We start from the raw sequence: 15,759 nt of genomic DNA on the forward strand, positions 1-15,759 counted from the left end.
ACAAGACGGAAACTGTTATGAAGTATTTGCGCATGTTGTTCGACAACTTCACCCTGGCGTTGCTCGGTGTGGTGTTGATCGCCACCGTGCTGCCCTGCTCGGGCGACGGCGCGGTCTATTTTGGCTGGCTGACCAACCTGGCCATCGGCCTGCTGTTCTTCCTGCATGGCGCCAAGCTGTCGCGCGAGGCGATCATTGCTGGCGCGGGCCACTGGCGCCTGCACCTGCTGGTGTTCTCCTGCACCTTCGTGCTGTTCCCATTGCTGGGTATGGCGTTCAAGCCGGTGTTCGTGCCGTTGGTGGGCAACGAACTGTACCTGGGCGTGCTATACCTGTGTGCCTTGCCGGCCACCGTACAATCGGCCATTGCCTTCACCTCGCTGGCGCGCGGCAACGTGCCGGCAGCCATCTGCAGCGCTGCTGCCTCGAGCCTGTTGGGGATCTTCCTGACGCCGCTGCTGGTGATGATGTTGCTGGGCGCCAGTGGCGACACCGGTTCGGGCCTCGATGCGGTGCTGAAAATCACCCTGCAGCTGCTGGTGCCCTTCGTGGCCGGGCAGATCGCCCGGCGCTGGATCGGCGCCTGGGTCAAGCGTAATGCACGCTGGCTGAAGCTGGTGGACCAAGGCTCGATCCTGCTGGTGGTCTACACCGCGTTCAGCGAGGCGGTGGTCACCGGGCTGTGGCACACGGTTTCGACGCAGCACCTGGCTGGACTGTTCGTCGTCTGCGGCATCCTGCTGGCAGTGGTGCTGTTCGGTACGCGCCTGCTCGGCAAGGTGCTGGGTTTCAACCTGGAAGACCGCATCACCATCCTCTTCGCCGGCTCCAAGAAGAGCCTGGCGACAGGGGTGCCCATGGCCCAGGTGCTGTTCGTTGGCAGTGGCATCGGGGCGATGATCCTACCGTTGATGCTGTTTCACCAGATCCAGCTGATGGTCTGTGCGGTATTGGCTCAGCGGTATGCCAGCCGGGAAGCCGCGGGCGAGGAGGCTGCTGCTTCTTCCTGACAGCGGCGTGTTTTCACACGGCCTCCTCACCGAGGCCGGTACTCGCTAACGGGCCTGCCCTGAGCCGCGCTCGCGCAATGCCTTGGCGACCTCGGCCTCAATCTGGTAGGCCGGCCCCTCCAGCGCCTGGTAGTCGCGCGTGTAGCGCCGGGCGAATTCCTCTACGCCCAGTTCCTGATACTGCTGCACATGCTTGAGCTCGTGCGCCCACAGCGCCACATTGTCCTCGGCATCGCTGGCATGGCGGAACATGATCGTGTCGATCAACGTCACCGCGTTCACATCGGGGTTTTGCAGCAGCGCGTTGGCGGCGCTCAGTTGCTGCTCGTCGCCCACCCGGTAGCGTGCGGCGTCGAGCACGGCAAAGTCGTACCAGGGTTCGAGCTGAACGCGGATGTGCAGGGGAATAGGTTCGCTGCCGCTGGCGGTGGCCTCGTCGCGGGCCTGGCGCAAGGCATAGGCCAGGCTGCTGGAGGCCATGACCTCGACATCCTTGAGCACCTGGCCAGCCTGGCCGGGATCGAATGGCGCGCAAAAACAGCCCATCAGGCATATTGGGTACTGGCCGGGTGGGCAGGCTTGCTCCGCTGACGCCGACAGGCTCGCCAATAACAGCAACAGCAGGTTAGTGGCTTTCATTCAGCGCCCTGTCAACCAATCCGCGGCTGGCTTCCAGCACCTGGGACTGCACCGATTCGCTGGCCAGCATGCGCCCGACCACCAGCGCGCCGACGCACTGGCTGATCAGGGCCCAGGCCAGGGCATCATCGGCCAGGGTTTCGCTCCAGGCGGCGTGCAAGCTTGTCAGCCAATGTTCGGCCTCTTCGCGTACCGGTCGTTCAGCCCGGGCGATTTCCACGCCCAAGGGCGGCAATGGGCAGCCGCCTTCGGCATCGTGCAGGTGCGCCAGGCTCAGGTACTGCTGCAGGCAGCGCGCCAGACGTTCGCGGCTGGCGCCTTTCTGAGCCAGGCGGCCCAGCGGGCTGTTGCTCAGTTCCTGGCGGACCACTTCGGTGAACAGATCATCCTTGGACGGGAAGTGGTTGTAGAAGGCGCCGCCGGTGAGGCCTATGGCTTTCATCAGCCCGGCGACCCCCGTGCTGGCGAAACCGCCGCGCTTGGCCAGTGCACCGGTGCTGGCCAGCAGCTTGTCGCGGGTCTGTTGCTTGTGTTCGCTGGAGTAGCGCATGAAAAACCTCTGAGCGCTGGCTTGACGTTGGGGGCGATCATAACATAGCGTTCGTTTACTAAATGATCGTTCATCAATGGAGGTGCACGTGGCAAAACAACAAAAAGTGGTGCTGGTGGTGGGCGCGGGAGACGCCACGGGCGGAGAAATTGCCAAGCGGTTCGCCCGCGAGGGGTACGTCGCCTGCGTTACCCGGCGCCAGGCCGAAAAACTGCAACCCTTGGTGGACGAAATTCGTGCCGCTGGCGGCCAGGCCCATGGCTTCGGCTCAGATGCGCGCAAGGAAGAGGAAGTGGCCGAGCTGGTCGAGACGATCGAGCGCGATATCGGGCCAATCGAAGCCTTTGTCTTCAATATCGGCGCCAATGTGCCCTGCAGTATCCTCGACGAAACCCCGCGCAGATACTTCAAGGTCTGGGAAATGGCGTGCTTTGCCGGCTTCTTGACCGCCCAGGCGGTCGCCCGGCGCATGGTCACCCGCGAGCGCGGCACGCTGCTGTTCACCGGTGCCACCGCCGGCACCCGTGGTGCGGCCGGCTTCGCGGCCTTCGCCGGGGCCAAGCATGGGTTGCGCGCCCTGGCGCAGAGCATGGCGCGGGAGCTCGGGCCGCGTAACATCCACGTTGCCCATGTGGTGGTGGACGGTGCCATCGATACGGCCTTCATCCGCGACAGTTTCCCTGAGCGCTACGCCCTCAAGGCGCAGGACGGCATCCTCGACCCTGCACACATCGCCGACAGCTACTGGTTCCTGCACGCACAGCCGCGCGATGCCTGGACGTTCGAACTGGACCTGCGCCCGTGGATGGAACGCTGGTAAGCCCTGACTCATCAAGGAGTGCATCACATGAGCAAGACCGTCGAGTTCTTCTTCGACCTGGGCAGCCCTGCCAGCTACCTGGCCTGGACCCAGCTACCCGACCTCTGCGCCCGGCAGGGCGCAACGCTGTGCTACCGGCCCATGTTGCTGGGCGGGGTATTCCAGGCCACCGGCAATGCTTCGCCTGTAATGATCCCGGCTAAGGGCCGCTACATGTTCACCGACCTGGCCCGATTTGCCGCGCGCTATGACGTGCCGTTCGGGCTGCCGCCGGGGTTTCCGCTCAATACCTTGGCCCTGATGCGCGGCGTGATCGGCACTCAGTTGCATGCGCCGGCACGCTTCGAGGCGCTGCTGGCAGCGTTGTTCAACGGGCTTTGGGCGCAGCGGCGCAACCTGGGCGAGCCTGCCGTGCTGGACGAAACGCTCGGCGAGGCCGGTTTCGACCCGGCCCAATTCCACGCCCTGGCGGCAGACGGTGAAGTGAAGGCAGCGCTCAAGCAGACGACCATTGAGGCGGTGGCGCGCGGGGTGTTTGGCGCGCCGACGTGTTTTGTCGAAGGGCAGATGTACTTCGGCCAGGATCGCCTGGATTTCGTCGAGCAGGCACTGGCTCGGCCGGCTCACCTCTAGCGGTACCGCCAGCCAGGTATCAGAAGTTGGCCGGGGTGTTGGCGCTGATGATCTCGGCCTCATCCTGGCCAATGTTCTTGAAGCTGTGCGGCAGGGTGGTGGGGATGTAGTAGCCATCGCCAGAGCTGAGGATGCTCACCTGGCCATCGACCCACAGTTCAACGGTGCCGCGGGTGACCAGGCCACATTCCTCGCCTTCGGCATGCACGATGGGTTCGCCCGAGTCGGCGCCGGGTGCATACAGCTCACGCAGCATACGCATCTGGCGTGCCTCGACGCTGGCACCAACCAGCAGCATGCGCAGGCCATTTCGGCCCAGGTCCGGCTGTTCGCTGGCGCGGAACACGAAGCGCTCTTCCCGGACCGGTTCGTCGAAGCTGAAGAACTCCGCCAGGGTCATGGGGATGCCTTCGAGCAGTTTTTTCAGGGAGCTGACCGAAGGGCTGACGCGGTTCTGCTCGATCTGCGAGATCGTCGAGTTGGTCAGCCCGCTGCGGCGGGCCAGCTCCCGCTGGGAGAGGTTGTTGCGTTCACGCACCAGTTTGAGTCGTGTCCCCGTGTCCATAGCCGCCTTAATCAGAGGTGTTAAAAATAATGGGCGACGCATTAAAACACACTCTGCTCACTTGCGCGCTGTGCTTGTCAGGCCCGGTGCTCGCGCGGCATCGGCCATAGCCCGACTAGCAGCAGCAACAGGGCCACGGCAAGAAATGGCAGGCGTGGGTCGAGGGCATAGACCAGTGTCCCGGCCAGCGGCCCAATCACTGCCCCCATCCCTTGTGCGGCGCCGATGGAACCGGCGGTCGAGCCCTGTTCCGAGGCCTGCATGGCATTGGCCGCCAGTGCCGAGAAGGCCGGGAACACGAAGCCCATGCCCGCGGCTGCAACGAAGTAGCAGCTCCACAGCCACGGCGCGGTGGTGGCCAATGCGCCCGCCGCGAAGCCCAGCGCCGAGACACTGGCACCGACCCGGATCATTTTCAGCGGTGGCCACTGCAACTGGCGCAGGATGACCTGGGACAGGATCAGCGCCACGCCGACGGTGGTCAGTGCTATGCCCGCGGTTTGCGCGGCCTCTGCCGGGCCCTGGTGCAACCGGTCGAGGGCGAAGAAACCCACGATGATCTGCGAAACCGTGACGCTCAGCATCGCGCTGAAGGCCACCAGCAGCGGCCGGCGCAGGCGCGGGTCGGTCAACCGCACCGGGCTGGGTGCATGGCTGTGGGCCAAGGGTTGCGGTTTGAGCTTGAACAGCAGCACCAGGAACGCACCGGCCGGCAGCAATGACATCACATGGAACGGCAGGCTCAGGCTGTGCTCGGCCAGCAATGCCGCAAGTGCCGGCCCCAGTACCAGGCCGATGGCACTGGCCGCGCCCAGTGAGGCCATGGCTCGGGCACGTCGCTGCGGTTCGACATGGTCGGCGATCAGGGCGTTGCAGGCCACCGGGATGGCGGCGTAGAAAGCGCCGATGGCGCCCCGGGCGAGCATCAGGCCGACGAATGCCACGGCTGCTGACGGCAGCCAACGCAAGGCACCTTCGATGAACAGGCACAGCAGCCAATAGGCGAGGGTGAAGCCGGCACTGCCCAGCAGCAGGATACGCCGCCGGCCAAGGCGGTCGGCGGCGCGGCCCCAGCGGCGGGCCAGCAGTACCCAGACGACCCCGGCCACGGTCACCGCCGCGCCTGCTTGCCAGGTGGCCATGCCGAGCAGACGGGCGATGGGGCCGATCAGGGCGACGAATGCCATCATCGACATGGTGCACGCCATGGTCACCAGCAACAGCGGTCGCAGGTCCAGGGTGGTGGCGGGAATGAGGGTGGCAGAGTCCTTTGCGGCATTCATGGGGCTGTCCAGGGCAGTTCGACAGGCAAGAGTAATGAGAATGCTTGCCGGGTGTCGAGCCTGCCTGGGCAGCCTGCCATCATTCGCTGCGGCGCAACGGGCCTGGCCACATGCTGCGCAGCACGCCGTCGCGGCGTACCAGGGCATGCATCAGTGCGGCCCCCAGGTGCACCACCACGGTGGCGAACAACAGGTAGCCGGCCCAGCCGTGGGCCTGGCGCAGCACCGCATACAGCTGCAGGTCGTGCGGGGCGATGGCCGGTAGCTGCAAGGGGCGCGGGTAGCCGCCTGCCGACAACATGGCCCAGCCAAGCAGTGGCATGGCCAGCATCAAGCCGTACAGCAGCAGGTGCGAGGCGCCTGCGGCGAAGCGTTGCAGGGACGGCAAGTCTTGGGGCAGCGGGGGATGGGGCAGGGTCAGGCGCAGGCCGATGCGCACCACGACCAGCAGCAGAAGCGCCAGGCCCGTGGCCTTGTGCAGTTCCACCAGCAGGGGGTGGCGTGGCGACAGGTCGGCCACCATGCTCACGCCAATGAACAGCATGGCAATGATCAGGATCGCCATCAGCCAGTGCAGCAGACGGTGCAGCGGGTGGAAAGCGTGCGGATTCATGGCTTGGCTCCTGTGCCGAGCGATTCGCGGCTACGGCGGTTGAACGATTCCGAATAGGCAGCCGAGCGGGCGGCGAGGATCGGGTCGGCGGAAGGTTCGATGCCGGCGGGCAGGATCAATGGGTCGAAGTTCAGGTCACGGCAGGCGCCTTGTTCAGGGCCATCGACCCGTTCGACCACCAGGGTTCCGGCGTCGACGCTGCGCCGTTCGGCAGGCCATGGGCTTGCGGGGTCGTCCACTGCATCGCCGGGCTCGGCCAGGACCAGGCGCAGGGTCCAGCGCAGGGGGCCTTGGGCCAGGCGCTGCTGCAGGTCATGTTGCAAGAACTGCTTGTCGTCGACCTGTCCAGGCAAGGGCGAGAAGCGTGTCTGTGGCTCCAGCTGCCAGCGCACCGGGTGGGCGGCGCCGCCGGCATCGATCAGGCGGAAGGCATTGATGCTGTGGTACTGGGTGCTGGCAAAGCTGTCGCTGGGCTTGTAGCTCGCGGCCCACTGGCGGAAGGCCGCGCTTTCAGGGTGGGCGGCGAAGAACGCCTGCATCTTCGCCGGGTCCGGTTTGCCGGTGGCGGGGACCGGCGCACCGGCCAGCACCTGTTCATAGAAACCTTGCGGGTTGCTCACGGCCAGCACCGGCGGGTTGTTCATCCCGGTGCGCCACACCTGGCCATCGTCGGTGCTCAGCTGGATCGCCAGGCTGCGCACCGGTACGCCGGTATCGGGCGCGAACGGGTTGGCGCCGCCTATGGCGAAGCGGCCGATCACCGGCACGCGGGTTTGGCTGAAGGCGCGGGCGGTCGACAATGTGGCGGCCTGACCCGAGGGCTGGAAGTAGCCGCTGACGCACAGCCCCTTGGCGTGGTTCTTGCGATAGCCTGCGTAGTGGCCGGACTGGGCCTCGAAGGTGTCGATGATGCGCTGCGGGGTCAGTCGGGGCCCGCCGATCCAGCCAGCGGCATAGGCGAAGCCGGCGCCCAGGGCCAGCATCACGGCGCCGATGCCGGCCAGGCGCAAGGCCTTGGCGGGGCCGTGCAAAGGTGAGTTCATGATGAAATTCCGGTTCAGTGAAGGTGCCAGTACGACGGGGCAGGGGAATACTTATTCCCTCGCGGGGAATAAATTTTGTAGCCAGGCGTCTGCCCCATACACTGACAACCCGAAAAGCCGGTAACTTGCCATGCACGACCTGGACGAACAGCAGTGGCGCGAACTGCTGCAGCGCTTGCGCCGCTTTGCCTTGTGGCTGACCCGTGAGACTGGCAGCGCCGACGACCTGGTCCAGGCCACCGTCGAACGCGCTTTGAGCCGGCGTGACCAGCAACGTGACGAGGAGGCATTGCGGGCCTGGTTGTTCACCATCCTTTACCGCTTGTTTCTCGACGGCAAACGCCGTGAGCGCCTGCACGCCCGTTGGTTGTCCTGGTTCGGCCGTGCCGAGCAGGACTGCGAAGCGGTGGGTGGCAATATCGAAAACATCGTCCTGGCCCAGGCCGACCTGCAGGCGTTTGCCCACTTGTCGACTGAACAGCGTGCCCTGCTGCTGTTGGTCAGTATCGAGGGGCTGAGCTACAAGGAGGCTGCCGAGACCTTGAACATTCCCATCGGCACGGTGATGTCGCGCCTGTCCCGCGCCCGTGCCGCCTTGCGCGATCTGACCGAAGGCAACCCCAAGCCTACGGCCTTGCGGAGACTGAAATGACACGCCTGATACCCAGCGAAGACGAACTGCACGCCTATGTCGACGACCGCCTTGCGCCGGCGCGCCGTGCCGAGGTGCAGGCCTGGCTGGCAGCCAATCCACACGAAGCGGCGAGGATCGAGGCCTGGCGCAGCGATGCCCGGCGTTTGCGCGCGGCGCTGGCGGGGTTCGGCGAGCAGCCGGGGGGGGCGCAGCTCGATCTGGCTCAGGTGCAGCGGCGCTTGCGCCAGCGTCGGCAGCGGCGCCTGGCGTCGGCAGCGGTTCTGCTGCTGGCCCTTGGGGTGGGCGGGCTGGGTGGCTGGCAGGCGCGGCAGGCGACCTGGGCGCGCAACGAACTGCCCATGGCCGATGCAGTCCAGGCGCACCGATTGTTTGCCGGCAGTGAGGCGCTGGATATCCAGGCCAGTGATCCGACACGGTTGCGCGAATGGCTTGGTAGCCATTTCAATCGGGTAGGCCAGTTGCCCGACCTTAGCGGTTATGGCTTTCAGCCAGTGGGCGCGAGGTTGCTGAGCAACGAGCAGGGGCCGGCGGCGTTGCTGGTGTTTCAGGATCGCCATGGCCAGCGCATCAGCCTGTTCCTGCGCTCGCCGGGCGACCGCTACCAGCGCATGCCGGATGGGCAGCGGGTCGATGGGCAGCTGCAAGCGCGGTACTGGTCACATGGGGCGTACAACTTTGCCCTGGTCAGCGCGGCGGACGATGTGCGCGGGGCGGGAGTGGGGGAGGCGTTGCGGTTGGGTTTGTAGGTGGTGTCGCGAGCAGGCCTGGCGGAAGATTGTCAGCGTTCATGAGATCGAGCGCCGCCCGCGCGGCGCTCGATCTCAAGGACACCCACTCGATAAAGGCAGGCTCTTAGCTCAATTCCAGCCAGATCGGCGCATGATCCGAAGGCTTCTCCATCGCGCGCAGCTCATAGTCCACGCCCGCAGCCTTGATCCGCGGCACCAGATGCTGCGAAGCCATGATCAGGTCGATACGAAGCCCACGCTTGGGCTGGTCCTCAAAACCACGGCTGCGATAGTCGAACCAGCTGAAACGGTCGGTCACGTCCGGGTACAAGTGGCGGAAGCTGTCCACCAGGCCCCAGCCCTTGAGACGCTCCATCCATTCGCGTTCCTCGGGCAGGAAGCTGCACTTGCCGGTCTTCAGCCAACGCTTGGCGTTGTCCGCGCCAATGCCAATGTCGCAGTCCTGGGGCGAGATGTTCATGTCCCCCATCACCAGCACTGGCTGGTCTTGTTTGAACTGCCCTTCGAGCAGCGCCTGCAGATCGCTGTAAAAGCGCTGCTTGGCCGGGAACTTGGTGGGGTGGTCACGGCTTTCGCCTTGTGGGAAGTAGCCGTTCATGATGGTGATCGGGTTGCCGTCGGCATCGGCGAACGTGCCCCAGATGAAGCGGCGCTGGGCGTCCTCCTCATCGCTGGCAAAGCCCTTGTACAGGCTCAGGGGCGCCTGGCGCGAGAGCAGGGCGACGCCGTAGTGGCCCTTTTGCCCGTGGTAGTGCACGTGGTAACCCAGCGCCTGGACATCGGCCAAGGGGAACTGATCGTCGCTGACCTTGGTTTCCTGCAGGCCGATCACGTCCGGCTGGTGCTTGTCGATCAGCGCCGCCAGCTGGTGCGGGCGGGCTCGCAGGCCGTTGATGTTGAAACAGACGATCTTCATGGAAAGACGATCCTGGTAAAAGGCCGGATGCTAGCCGACATCGGCCTTGATCTCCAGCATGGCAGCATCGCCAAGGCGCTGCTAACGTGCAGTCAGGGGTGAACGATGCGCACTGCGGCACCTCCAAGGCACTGTATGCCCATTCCAGGAGGACTACTCGCAATGCCCGAAGCCACTGTCGCCCAGGCCCGCATCTGCTCGCTCGATGATGGCTACAGCCGCGAGGCGCGCTCGCTGCTGTACCACGCCTACCGCCACGAGCCTACCTTCGCCTATATTTTCGAAGCCCAGCGCCCGGGCTATGAACGACGCTTGCGGGTGATGGTGCGCGAGTGGGTACGCCAGCACTTCTATCTGCAATTGCCTGCCATCGGCCTGCTGCTGGAAGACCGCTTGATCGCCCTGGCCCTGATCGTGCCGCCGCAACGCAGGTTGGGTGTGGCCGACAGCTGGGCCTGGCGCCTGCGCATGCTGCTGGGCACTGGCCAGCGCTGTACCCGACGCTACATGGACTACCAGGCAGCGCTCGCCAGCTGCCTGCCCACGGGCAAGGTGCATATGCTGCCGCTGCTGGGCGTGCACCCGCAGTTTCGCGGCAGCCACTACGGCGAACAATTGTTGCAGGCTGTGCACGACTGGTGCGCGGAAGACCCTAATACCCAAGGTGTGGTACTGGACTCTGGCAATGAGCATTACCTGGCCTTCTATGAGCGCCAGGGCTACGAAGAGATAGGCGAGGTTGCCGTGGGGCCGATCCGCGAGCGGGTCTTTTTCCACCCCAATCCGCGATCCTCCATGCCAAGGACTGCATGAGGAGCGGCAGACGGCTCCCTTGAGCGGCTGGCTCTGGTAGCATGCGCGCCATGACGTATTCAGGAAGACTAACCTGGGGCCTGGTTATCTGGGCCGCCAGTTTTGCAGCATGGGGCCAGAGCGAGTTGCTGGTGCAGGTAAAGCCCGCCAACAAGGCGCTCAAGGCCAATGTCGAAGGCTATATCGGCAGCCTGGGAGACCGCGACGAGGAAGCGCTGTTGCGCTTCAGCCGCGGGGCACAGGAGCAGGCGCGCAAGGCCGCGCAGGCACTTGGCTACTATCAGGCGCAGATCGACACCGAGGTCAAGCCGCCGACCAAGGCTGACCAACCGGCAAAGCTCATCATTCATATCGACCCAGGCGAACCCGTGCGCCTGCGGAATGTGACCGTGCGTATCGAAGGGCCGGCCAGCGAGATGAAGGCCTTTCGCGTGCCCGACAGCAAAGCCCTGCGCGCAGGCGAACCGCTCAACCATGGCCTGTATGAGGACGCCAAGCGGTTGATCCAGAACCAGGCGTCGCGCTATGGCTTTTTCAGCGGGCGCTTCAGCCGGCAGCGCCTGGCGGTCGACCCGCAGGCCGGTGTGGCCGACATCGAGCTGGTGTACCAGAGCGGCCCGCGGTATCGCCTGGGCGCGGTGGTGTTCAGTGGCGACTCGCCGCTGGATGAGGACCTGCTGCAACGCATGGTTTCATTCAAACCCGGCACGCCGTATGACTCGGAGCTGATCGCCGAACTCAACAACGACCTGCAATCGAGCGGCTATTTCGAAGGCGTGCGGGTCGACGCCGCACCCACCGCTGCAGTGGCTGAAGAAATCCCCGTGGATGTCCGCCTGGATATCCGCAAACCGAGGACCATGGGGCTGGGTCTGGGCTTCTCGACCGACGTCGGTCCGCGCGGCAAGGCCAACTGGACGCGTCACTGGGTCAACCCACAGGGCCACAGCTACGGCTGGGAAACCGAATTGTCGGTGCCTCGGCAGAACGTCGGCCTGTGGTACGACGTGCCTTTGGACCCGCCACTGACCGACAAGCTGCGATTCGCCGGTGGCTATCAGAACGAAGAGATCGCCGGCACCGATACCCTCAGCCAGCTGCTGACCGTTGGCCCTGAATGGCACAGCAAGTTGCCCAGCGGCTGGCAGCGGGTCATTTCCCTGAAGTACCAGCACGAAGAATATCGCCTGGGCGACGACTCGGGACTGAGTACTTTGCTGATGCCGGGCGTGAGCTTCTCGTACCTGCGCAGCGACAACCGCATCGATCCGCACAATGGCTATCGCCTGCAGTTCGACACGCAGGCGGCCAAGGAGGGCGTGGTGTCGGACACCAACCTGCTGCATGGCAATGTCCTGCTCAAAGGCCTGACCACCCTGGGCCATCACCATCGTTTCCTGGGGCGGGTGCAATTCGGTGGCAGCGCAACCAACGGCTACAAGAACAACATCCCGCCGTCACTGCGCTTCTTCGCCGGTGGCGATCAGAGCGTGCGTGGCTACGACTATCAGACGCTGTCGCCGAAAAACAGCGACGGCGACCGCATTGGTGGCCGCTACCTGGTGGCGGGAAGTGTCGAGTACCAGTATTCGCTGACCGAAAAATGGCGGGTGGCAACCTTCGTCGACCAGGGCAATTCGTTCAATACCCTGGAGCTTCCCAGCCTCAAGACCGGTGTCGGCTTCGGCGTGCGTTGGGTTTCGCCGGTTGGGCCGCTGCGACTGGACCTGGCCAAGGCGCTCGATGACGACGGCGGTATTCGCCTGCACTTCTCCATGGGGCCTGAGCTGTGATGCGTGCGTTGAAAATCATTGTGCTGGGCGTGCTCGGCAGTGTACTGCTGGTGGCCCTGGCCCTGAGCGTGTTGCTGGGCACCGAAGGTGGCGGCCGTTGGGCCCTCGGGCAGGTGCCGGGCCTTTCGGTAATCGACTTCAAGGGACGCCTGGCCGGCAGTTGGCAGGCCAGCCAGTTGAGCTGGAACGACGCCGGCAACCGTGTCGAGGTACAAGCGCCGCTGCTGAAGTGGTCGCCTGGCTGCTTGCTGCGGGCCACGCTGTGCATCGAACAGTTGCAGGCCGAACGCATCGACATGGCCTTTGCGCCAAGCGATCAGCCTGCCGAAAGCGGCCCGGTGCAGTTGCCGATGCTGCGCCTGCCAGTGGCCATCGAGCTCGGTGAAGTCAAGGTAGGCCAGGTGCGCCTGGACGGCAGCGACCTGCTGGGTGACCTGCACCTGGCGGCGCACTGGACTGCCAGTGGACTGCGCATCGATAGTCTGAATCTGCAGCGCGATGACCTCCAGGTGAGCCTGCAGGGTGACCTGCAGCCTGAGGGCGACTGGCCCTTGCAACTGCAAGGGCAGGTGCAACTCCCCAAGGTGGAGGGGCAGGCCTGGCAACTGGCACTGACCGCCAAGGGCGAGCTGCAGAAAACCCTGGAGCTCGACGCGACCAGCAGCGGCTACCTCGATGCGCACCTTACCGGCAGCGTGCAGGCGCTGGCCGAACACCTGCCGGCCAAGGTGCAGATCCGCTCCGATGCCTTCAAGCCAACGGCGTCGCTGCCCGACACGCTGCAGTTGAATCAACTCAAGCTCGATGCCCAAGGTGACCTGCTCAAGGGCTATCAACTTGCCGGCAGCGCCAGCCTGCCCGCCGAGCAGGCGCCAATCGCCTTGGCCCTGACTGGCAAAGTCGATGCCAAGGGCGCGAAACTGGATGCCCTGGACCTGACGGCCAGCGACAGCCAGCGCGTCAAGCTGCAAGCCACTGCCGACTGGCAGAAGGGCCTGGTGGCCGATGCCCAGCTCGACTGGCAGGACTTCCCCTGGCTGCGTCTGTATCCGCTGGCAACACCGCCCCAGGTCACGCTCAAGCGCCTTAATGCCCAGGTGCAGTATCGCGATGGCAATTACCAGGGGGCGTTCAATGGTGACCTCGATGGCCCTGCGGGGGCCTTCAACGTGGCCAGCCCGTTCGACGGTGACCTGGGGCAGGTGCGCTTGCCGCAGCTGGCCCTCACGGCGGGCCAGGGCAAGGCCGCCGGCAGTGTCGCAGTGCGCTTTGCCGACGCCCTGGCCTGGGACGTCGACCTGCAGTTGTCGGCACTCGACCCGGCCTACTGGCTCGCCGAGTTGCCCGGTACCCTGGCTGGCCCGCTGCGCAGCAAAGGTGAGATGAAGGGCGAACAGCTCAGCCTCGATGCGCAGCTCGATCTCAAAGGCCGCCTGCGCGGCCAGCCGGCGTTGCTCAAGGTCGAGGCCCAGGGCGCCGGCAAGGCCTGGACCCTCGGTGCCCTGGCCGTGCAGCTGGGCGACAATCGCATCAATGGCAGCGGCAGCCTGCAGCAGCGACTGGCCGGGCGTGTCGACCTCGACCTGCCGCGCCTGGGACAGCTGTGGCCCCGGCTGCAAGGGCAGGTGAAAGGCCGGCTGGATGTGGGCGGTACGCTCGATGCACCCCTGGGCAACTTGACCTTGCTGGGCCAGCAACTGGCACAGGCGGAAAACCGTATTCAACGTCTGGACCTTGATGCCCGCCTGGACAGCGCCCAGCGTGGCCTGATCGACCTCAAGGCCAACGGCATCCGCCTGGGTGATACCGTGCTGGGCACCCTGCACGCCAATGGCAAGGGCGACATCCGCCAGCAGGCCCTGACCCTTGCCCTCGATGGCCCGCAGCTGAAGCTCGACCTGGGCCTGGACGGTCAACTGAACAAGGGTGATTGGCGCGGGCGTCTGGCCAGTGGCAGGATCCAGGCCGGTGGCCAGGATTGGCAACTGCAAGCCCCGGCGCGTCTGCAGCGGCTGGCCAGCGGCCAACTGGACTTCGGCGCGCACTGCTGGCGCTCCGGGCAGGCCAGCCTGTGCGGCGAGGATCAGCGCCTGGCGCCAGAACCGCGCCTGCGTTATCACCTCAAGCAATTCCCGTTGCAAAGCCTTGCACAGTGGTTGCCGAAGGACTTTGCCTGGCAGGGCCTGCTCAATGCCGACGTCAATCTGGACATTCCAGCCAGTGGCCCGAAAGGCATGGTGAGTATCGATGCCAGTGGCGGCACCCTGCGGGTGCGTGACAAAGGGCGCTGGATCGACTTCCCCTACCAGACGCTGCGCATCGACAGCAGCCTGGCGCCGCGCCGTGTCGACACCCGTTTGGCGTTCCGTGGCGAGCGTTTGGGAGAGCTTAGCTTGAACACCCGGCTCGACCCGCTGGGCAAGAACAAGCCGCTGTCGGGTGATTTCCGTCTGGCTGGCCTGGACCTGTCGATCGCCCGGCCATTCGTGCCGATGGTAGAGCGCCTGGCCGGGCAGTTGAACGGCAGTGGCAGCTTGTCCGGCACGCTGTTGGCGCCGCAGGTCAACGGCAACCTGATGCTCAGTGGTGGCGAAGTCAGTGGTGCGCAACTGCCGGTCAGCCTGCAGGACCTGTCGCTGAAGGCTTTGATTGCAGGCGAGCAGGTGCATCTCAATGGTGGTTGGCGCAGCGGTGACGCAGGGCGCGGCCAGTTGAACGGCCAGCTGACCTGGGGTCAGGCCCTGGGCATGGACCTGCGTCTGCAGGGCCAGCAGTTGCCGGTTACCGTAGAACCTTACGCAACGCTCGAAGTGGCCCCGGATCTCACTCTGCGGCTGATCGACGACAAATTGGCAGTGACGGGCAAGGTGCAGGTGCCCAAGGGCAAGATCACGGTGCGCGAGCTGCCGCCGTCCACCGTCAAGGTGTCGGACGATACAGTCATCGTCGGCCACCAGACCGAGGAGGGCAAGCCGCCGATGGCCATGGCCATGGACGTCGATGTCGAGGTGGGGCGAGACAAGCTGTCCTTCAAGGGCTTCGGCCTGACCGCCAACCTGCTTGGCCACGTGCACATCGGCGACAACATGGACACCCGTGGGGAGCTGAGCCTGGCCGATGGCCGCTACCGGGCTTACGGTCAACGCCTGACCATCCGCCGTGCCCGCTTGTTGTTCGCCGGTCCCATCGACCAGCCATACCTGGATATCGAAGCCATTCGCCAAGTCGATGATGTGATCGCCGGCATTCGCCTCAGTGGCAGCGCCGAGCAACCCACCACCAAGGTGTTCTCGGAGCCTGCCATGAGCCAGGAGCAGGCCCTGTCCTATCTGGTACTGGGCCGCCCGTTGGGCACTTCGGGTGAGGATAACAACATGCTCGCCGAGGCGGCCCTTGGCCTGGGGCTGGCTGGCAGTGCCGGGATTACCGGCAGCCTGGCGTCGAGCCTGGGAATCGATGATTTCCAGCTGGACACCGAAGGCTCCGGAACCACCACCAGTGTGGTGGCCAGCGGCAACCTGACCGAGAAACTGAGCCTGCGTTATGGGGTAGGGGTGTTCGAGCCGGCCAATACCATCGCCCTGCGCTACAAATTGAGCAAGAAGGTCTACCTGGAAGCGGCCAGCGGCGTGGCAAGCTCGCTGGATATCTTCTACAAGCGGGACTTCTGATGGCCA

Annotated in this window: 15 protein-coding genes; 8 read left to right on the top strand and 7 right to left on the bottom strand. The window is 65.1% G+C overall.

Annotated features, from left to right (window positions below; all coding sequences use genetic code 11):
• Window positions 1–17: 17 nt before the first annotated feature.
• Window positions 18–1,010 carry a bile acid:sodium symporter family protein gene (locus tag ACIPZB_RS09300; RefSeq protein WP_400639955.1) on the top strand — a complete coding sequence of 331 codons (993 nt, stop codon included), beginning with the start codon at window positions 18–20 and terminating at the stop codon, window positions 1,008–1,010.
• 45 nt (window positions 1,011–1,055) lie between these two features.
• Here the strand turns inward: ACIPZB_RS09300 and ACIPZB_RS09305 are convergent, their stop codons facing one another.
• Entirely contained in the window at window positions 1,056–1,649 is a 594-nt protein-coding gene (locus ACIPZB_RS09305; protein ID WP_400639956.1) for a DUF4157 domain-containing protein, read from the bottom strand.
• A complete protein-coding gene (locus tag ACIPZB_RS09310) occupies window positions 1,636–2,199 on the bottom strand; it encodes a TetR/AcrR family transcriptional regulator (protein WP_400639957.1) in 564 nt (187 codons plus the stop codon). The genes ACIPZB_RS09305 and ACIPZB_RS09310 overlap by 14 nt, the downstream gene beginning before the upstream one ends.
• 88 nt (window positions 2,200–2,287) lie before the next feature.
• Here ACIPZB_RS09310 and ACIPZB_RS09315 point away from each other — a divergent pair, with 88 nt between their 5' ends.
• Complete coding sequence (locus ACIPZB_RS09315; protein WP_400639958.1) at window positions 2,288–3,019, top strand: SDR family oxidoreductase; 732 nt, start codon at window positions 2,288–2,290, stop codon at window positions 3,017–3,019.
• A 27-nt stretch (window positions 3,020–3,046) separates the two neighbouring features.
• Window positions 3,047–3,652 (top strand): 2-hydroxychromene-2-carboxylate isomerase, encoded by a 606-nt coding sequence (locus tag ACIPZB_RS09320; protein ID WP_400639959.1) that lies wholly within the window; start codon window positions 3,047–3,049, stop codon window positions 3,650–3,652.
• Window positions 3,653–3,671: 19 nt separating this feature from the next.
• Here the strand turns inward: ACIPZB_RS09320 and ACIPZB_RS09325 are convergent, their stop codons facing one another.
• From ACIPZB_RS09325 to ACIPZB_RS09340, 4 genes are all read right to left on the bottom strand, one after another.
• Window positions 3,672–4,217 carry a cupin domain-containing protein gene (locus tag ACIPZB_RS09325; protein ID WP_008098170.1) on the bottom strand — a complete coding sequence of 182 codons (546 nt, stop codon included), beginning with the start codon at window positions 4,215–4,217 and terminating at the stop codon, window positions 3,672–3,674.
• A 77-nt stretch (window positions 4,218–4,294) separates the two neighbouring features.
• Complete coding sequence (locus tag ACIPZB_RS09330; protein ID WP_400639960.1) at window positions 4,295–5,500, bottom strand: MFS transporter; 1,206 nt, start codon at window positions 5,498–5,500, stop codon at window positions 4,295–4,297.
• A gap of 79 nt (window positions 5,501–5,579) precedes the next feature.
• Entirely contained in the window at window positions 5,580–6,113 is a 534-nt protein-coding gene (locus ACIPZB_RS09335; protein ID WP_008098174.1) for a cytochrome b, read from the bottom strand.
• On the bottom strand, window positions 6,110–7,156 hold the full coding sequence (locus ACIPZB_RS09340; RefSeq protein ID WP_400639961.1) for a catalase family peroxidase: 1,047 nt from the start codon (window positions 7,154–7,156) through the stop codon (window positions 6,110–6,112). Before ACIPZB_RS09340 ends, ACIPZB_RS09335 begins: the two co-directional genes overlap by 4 nt.
• A gap of 130 nt (window positions 7,157–7,286) precedes the next feature.
• On the opposite strand from ACIPZB_RS09340, the gene ACIPZB_RS09345 reads away from it, so the two are divergent.
• Together ACIPZB_RS09345 and ACIPZB_RS09350 are read left to right on the top strand one after the other, a co-directional pair.
• On the top strand, window positions 7,287–7,808 hold the full coding sequence (locus ACIPZB_RS09345) for a sigma-70 family RNA polymerase sigma factor (RefSeq protein ID WP_400639962.1): 522 nt from the start codon (window positions 7,287–7,289) through the stop codon (window positions 7,806–7,808).
• Window positions 7,805–8,557: an anti-sigma factor family protein gene (locus ACIPZB_RS09350; RefSeq protein ID WP_400639963.1), complete on the top strand. Its 753-nt coding sequence runs from the start codon at window positions 7,805–7,807 to the stop codon at window positions 8,555–8,557. Before ACIPZB_RS09345 ends, ACIPZB_RS09350 begins: the two co-directional genes overlap by 4 nt.
• Window positions 8,558–8,663: 106 nt before the next feature.
• Here ACIPZB_RS09350 and xthA read toward each other — a convergent pair whose 3' ends face one another.
• Window positions 8,664–9,476, bottom strand: a complete 813-nt coding sequence (gene xthA / locus ACIPZB_RS09355) for an exodeoxyribonuclease III (protein WP_400639964.1) — start codon at window positions 9,474–9,476, stop codon at window positions 8,664–8,666.
• 162 nt (window positions 9,477–9,638) lie between these two features.
• Here xthA and ACIPZB_RS09360 point away from each other — a divergent pair, with 162 nt between their 5' ends.
• From ACIPZB_RS09360 to ACIPZB_RS09370, 3 genes are read left to right on the top strand one after another with little or no spacing between them, the layout of a single operon-like run.
• Window positions 9,639–10,289: a GNAT family N-acetyltransferase gene (locus ACIPZB_RS09360; RefSeq protein ID WP_400639965.1), complete on the top strand. Its 651-nt coding sequence runs from the start codon at window positions 9,639–9,641 to the stop codon at window positions 10,287–10,289.
• Window positions 10,290–10,339: 50 nt separating this feature from the next.
• Complete coding sequence (locus ACIPZB_RS09365) at window positions 10,340–12,082, top strand: autotransporter assembly complex family protein (protein ID WP_400640135.1); 1,743 nt, start codon at window positions 10,340–10,342, stop codon at window positions 12,080–12,082.
• Window positions 12,082–15,753: a translocation/assembly module TamB domain-containing protein gene (locus ACIPZB_RS09370; RefSeq protein ID WP_400639966.1), complete on the top strand. Its 3,672-nt coding sequence runs from the start codon at window positions 12,082–12,084 to the stop codon at window positions 15,751–15,753. The genes ACIPZB_RS09365 and ACIPZB_RS09370 overlap by 1 nt, the downstream gene beginning before the upstream one ends.
• Window positions 15,754–15,759: the final 6 nt, after the last annotated feature.

This window comes from Pseudomonas sp. NPDC089396 (assembly GCF_044749545.1).
Classification (GTDB): Bacteria; Pseudomonadota; Gammaproteobacteria; order Pseudomonadales; family Pseudomonadaceae; genus Aquipseudomonas.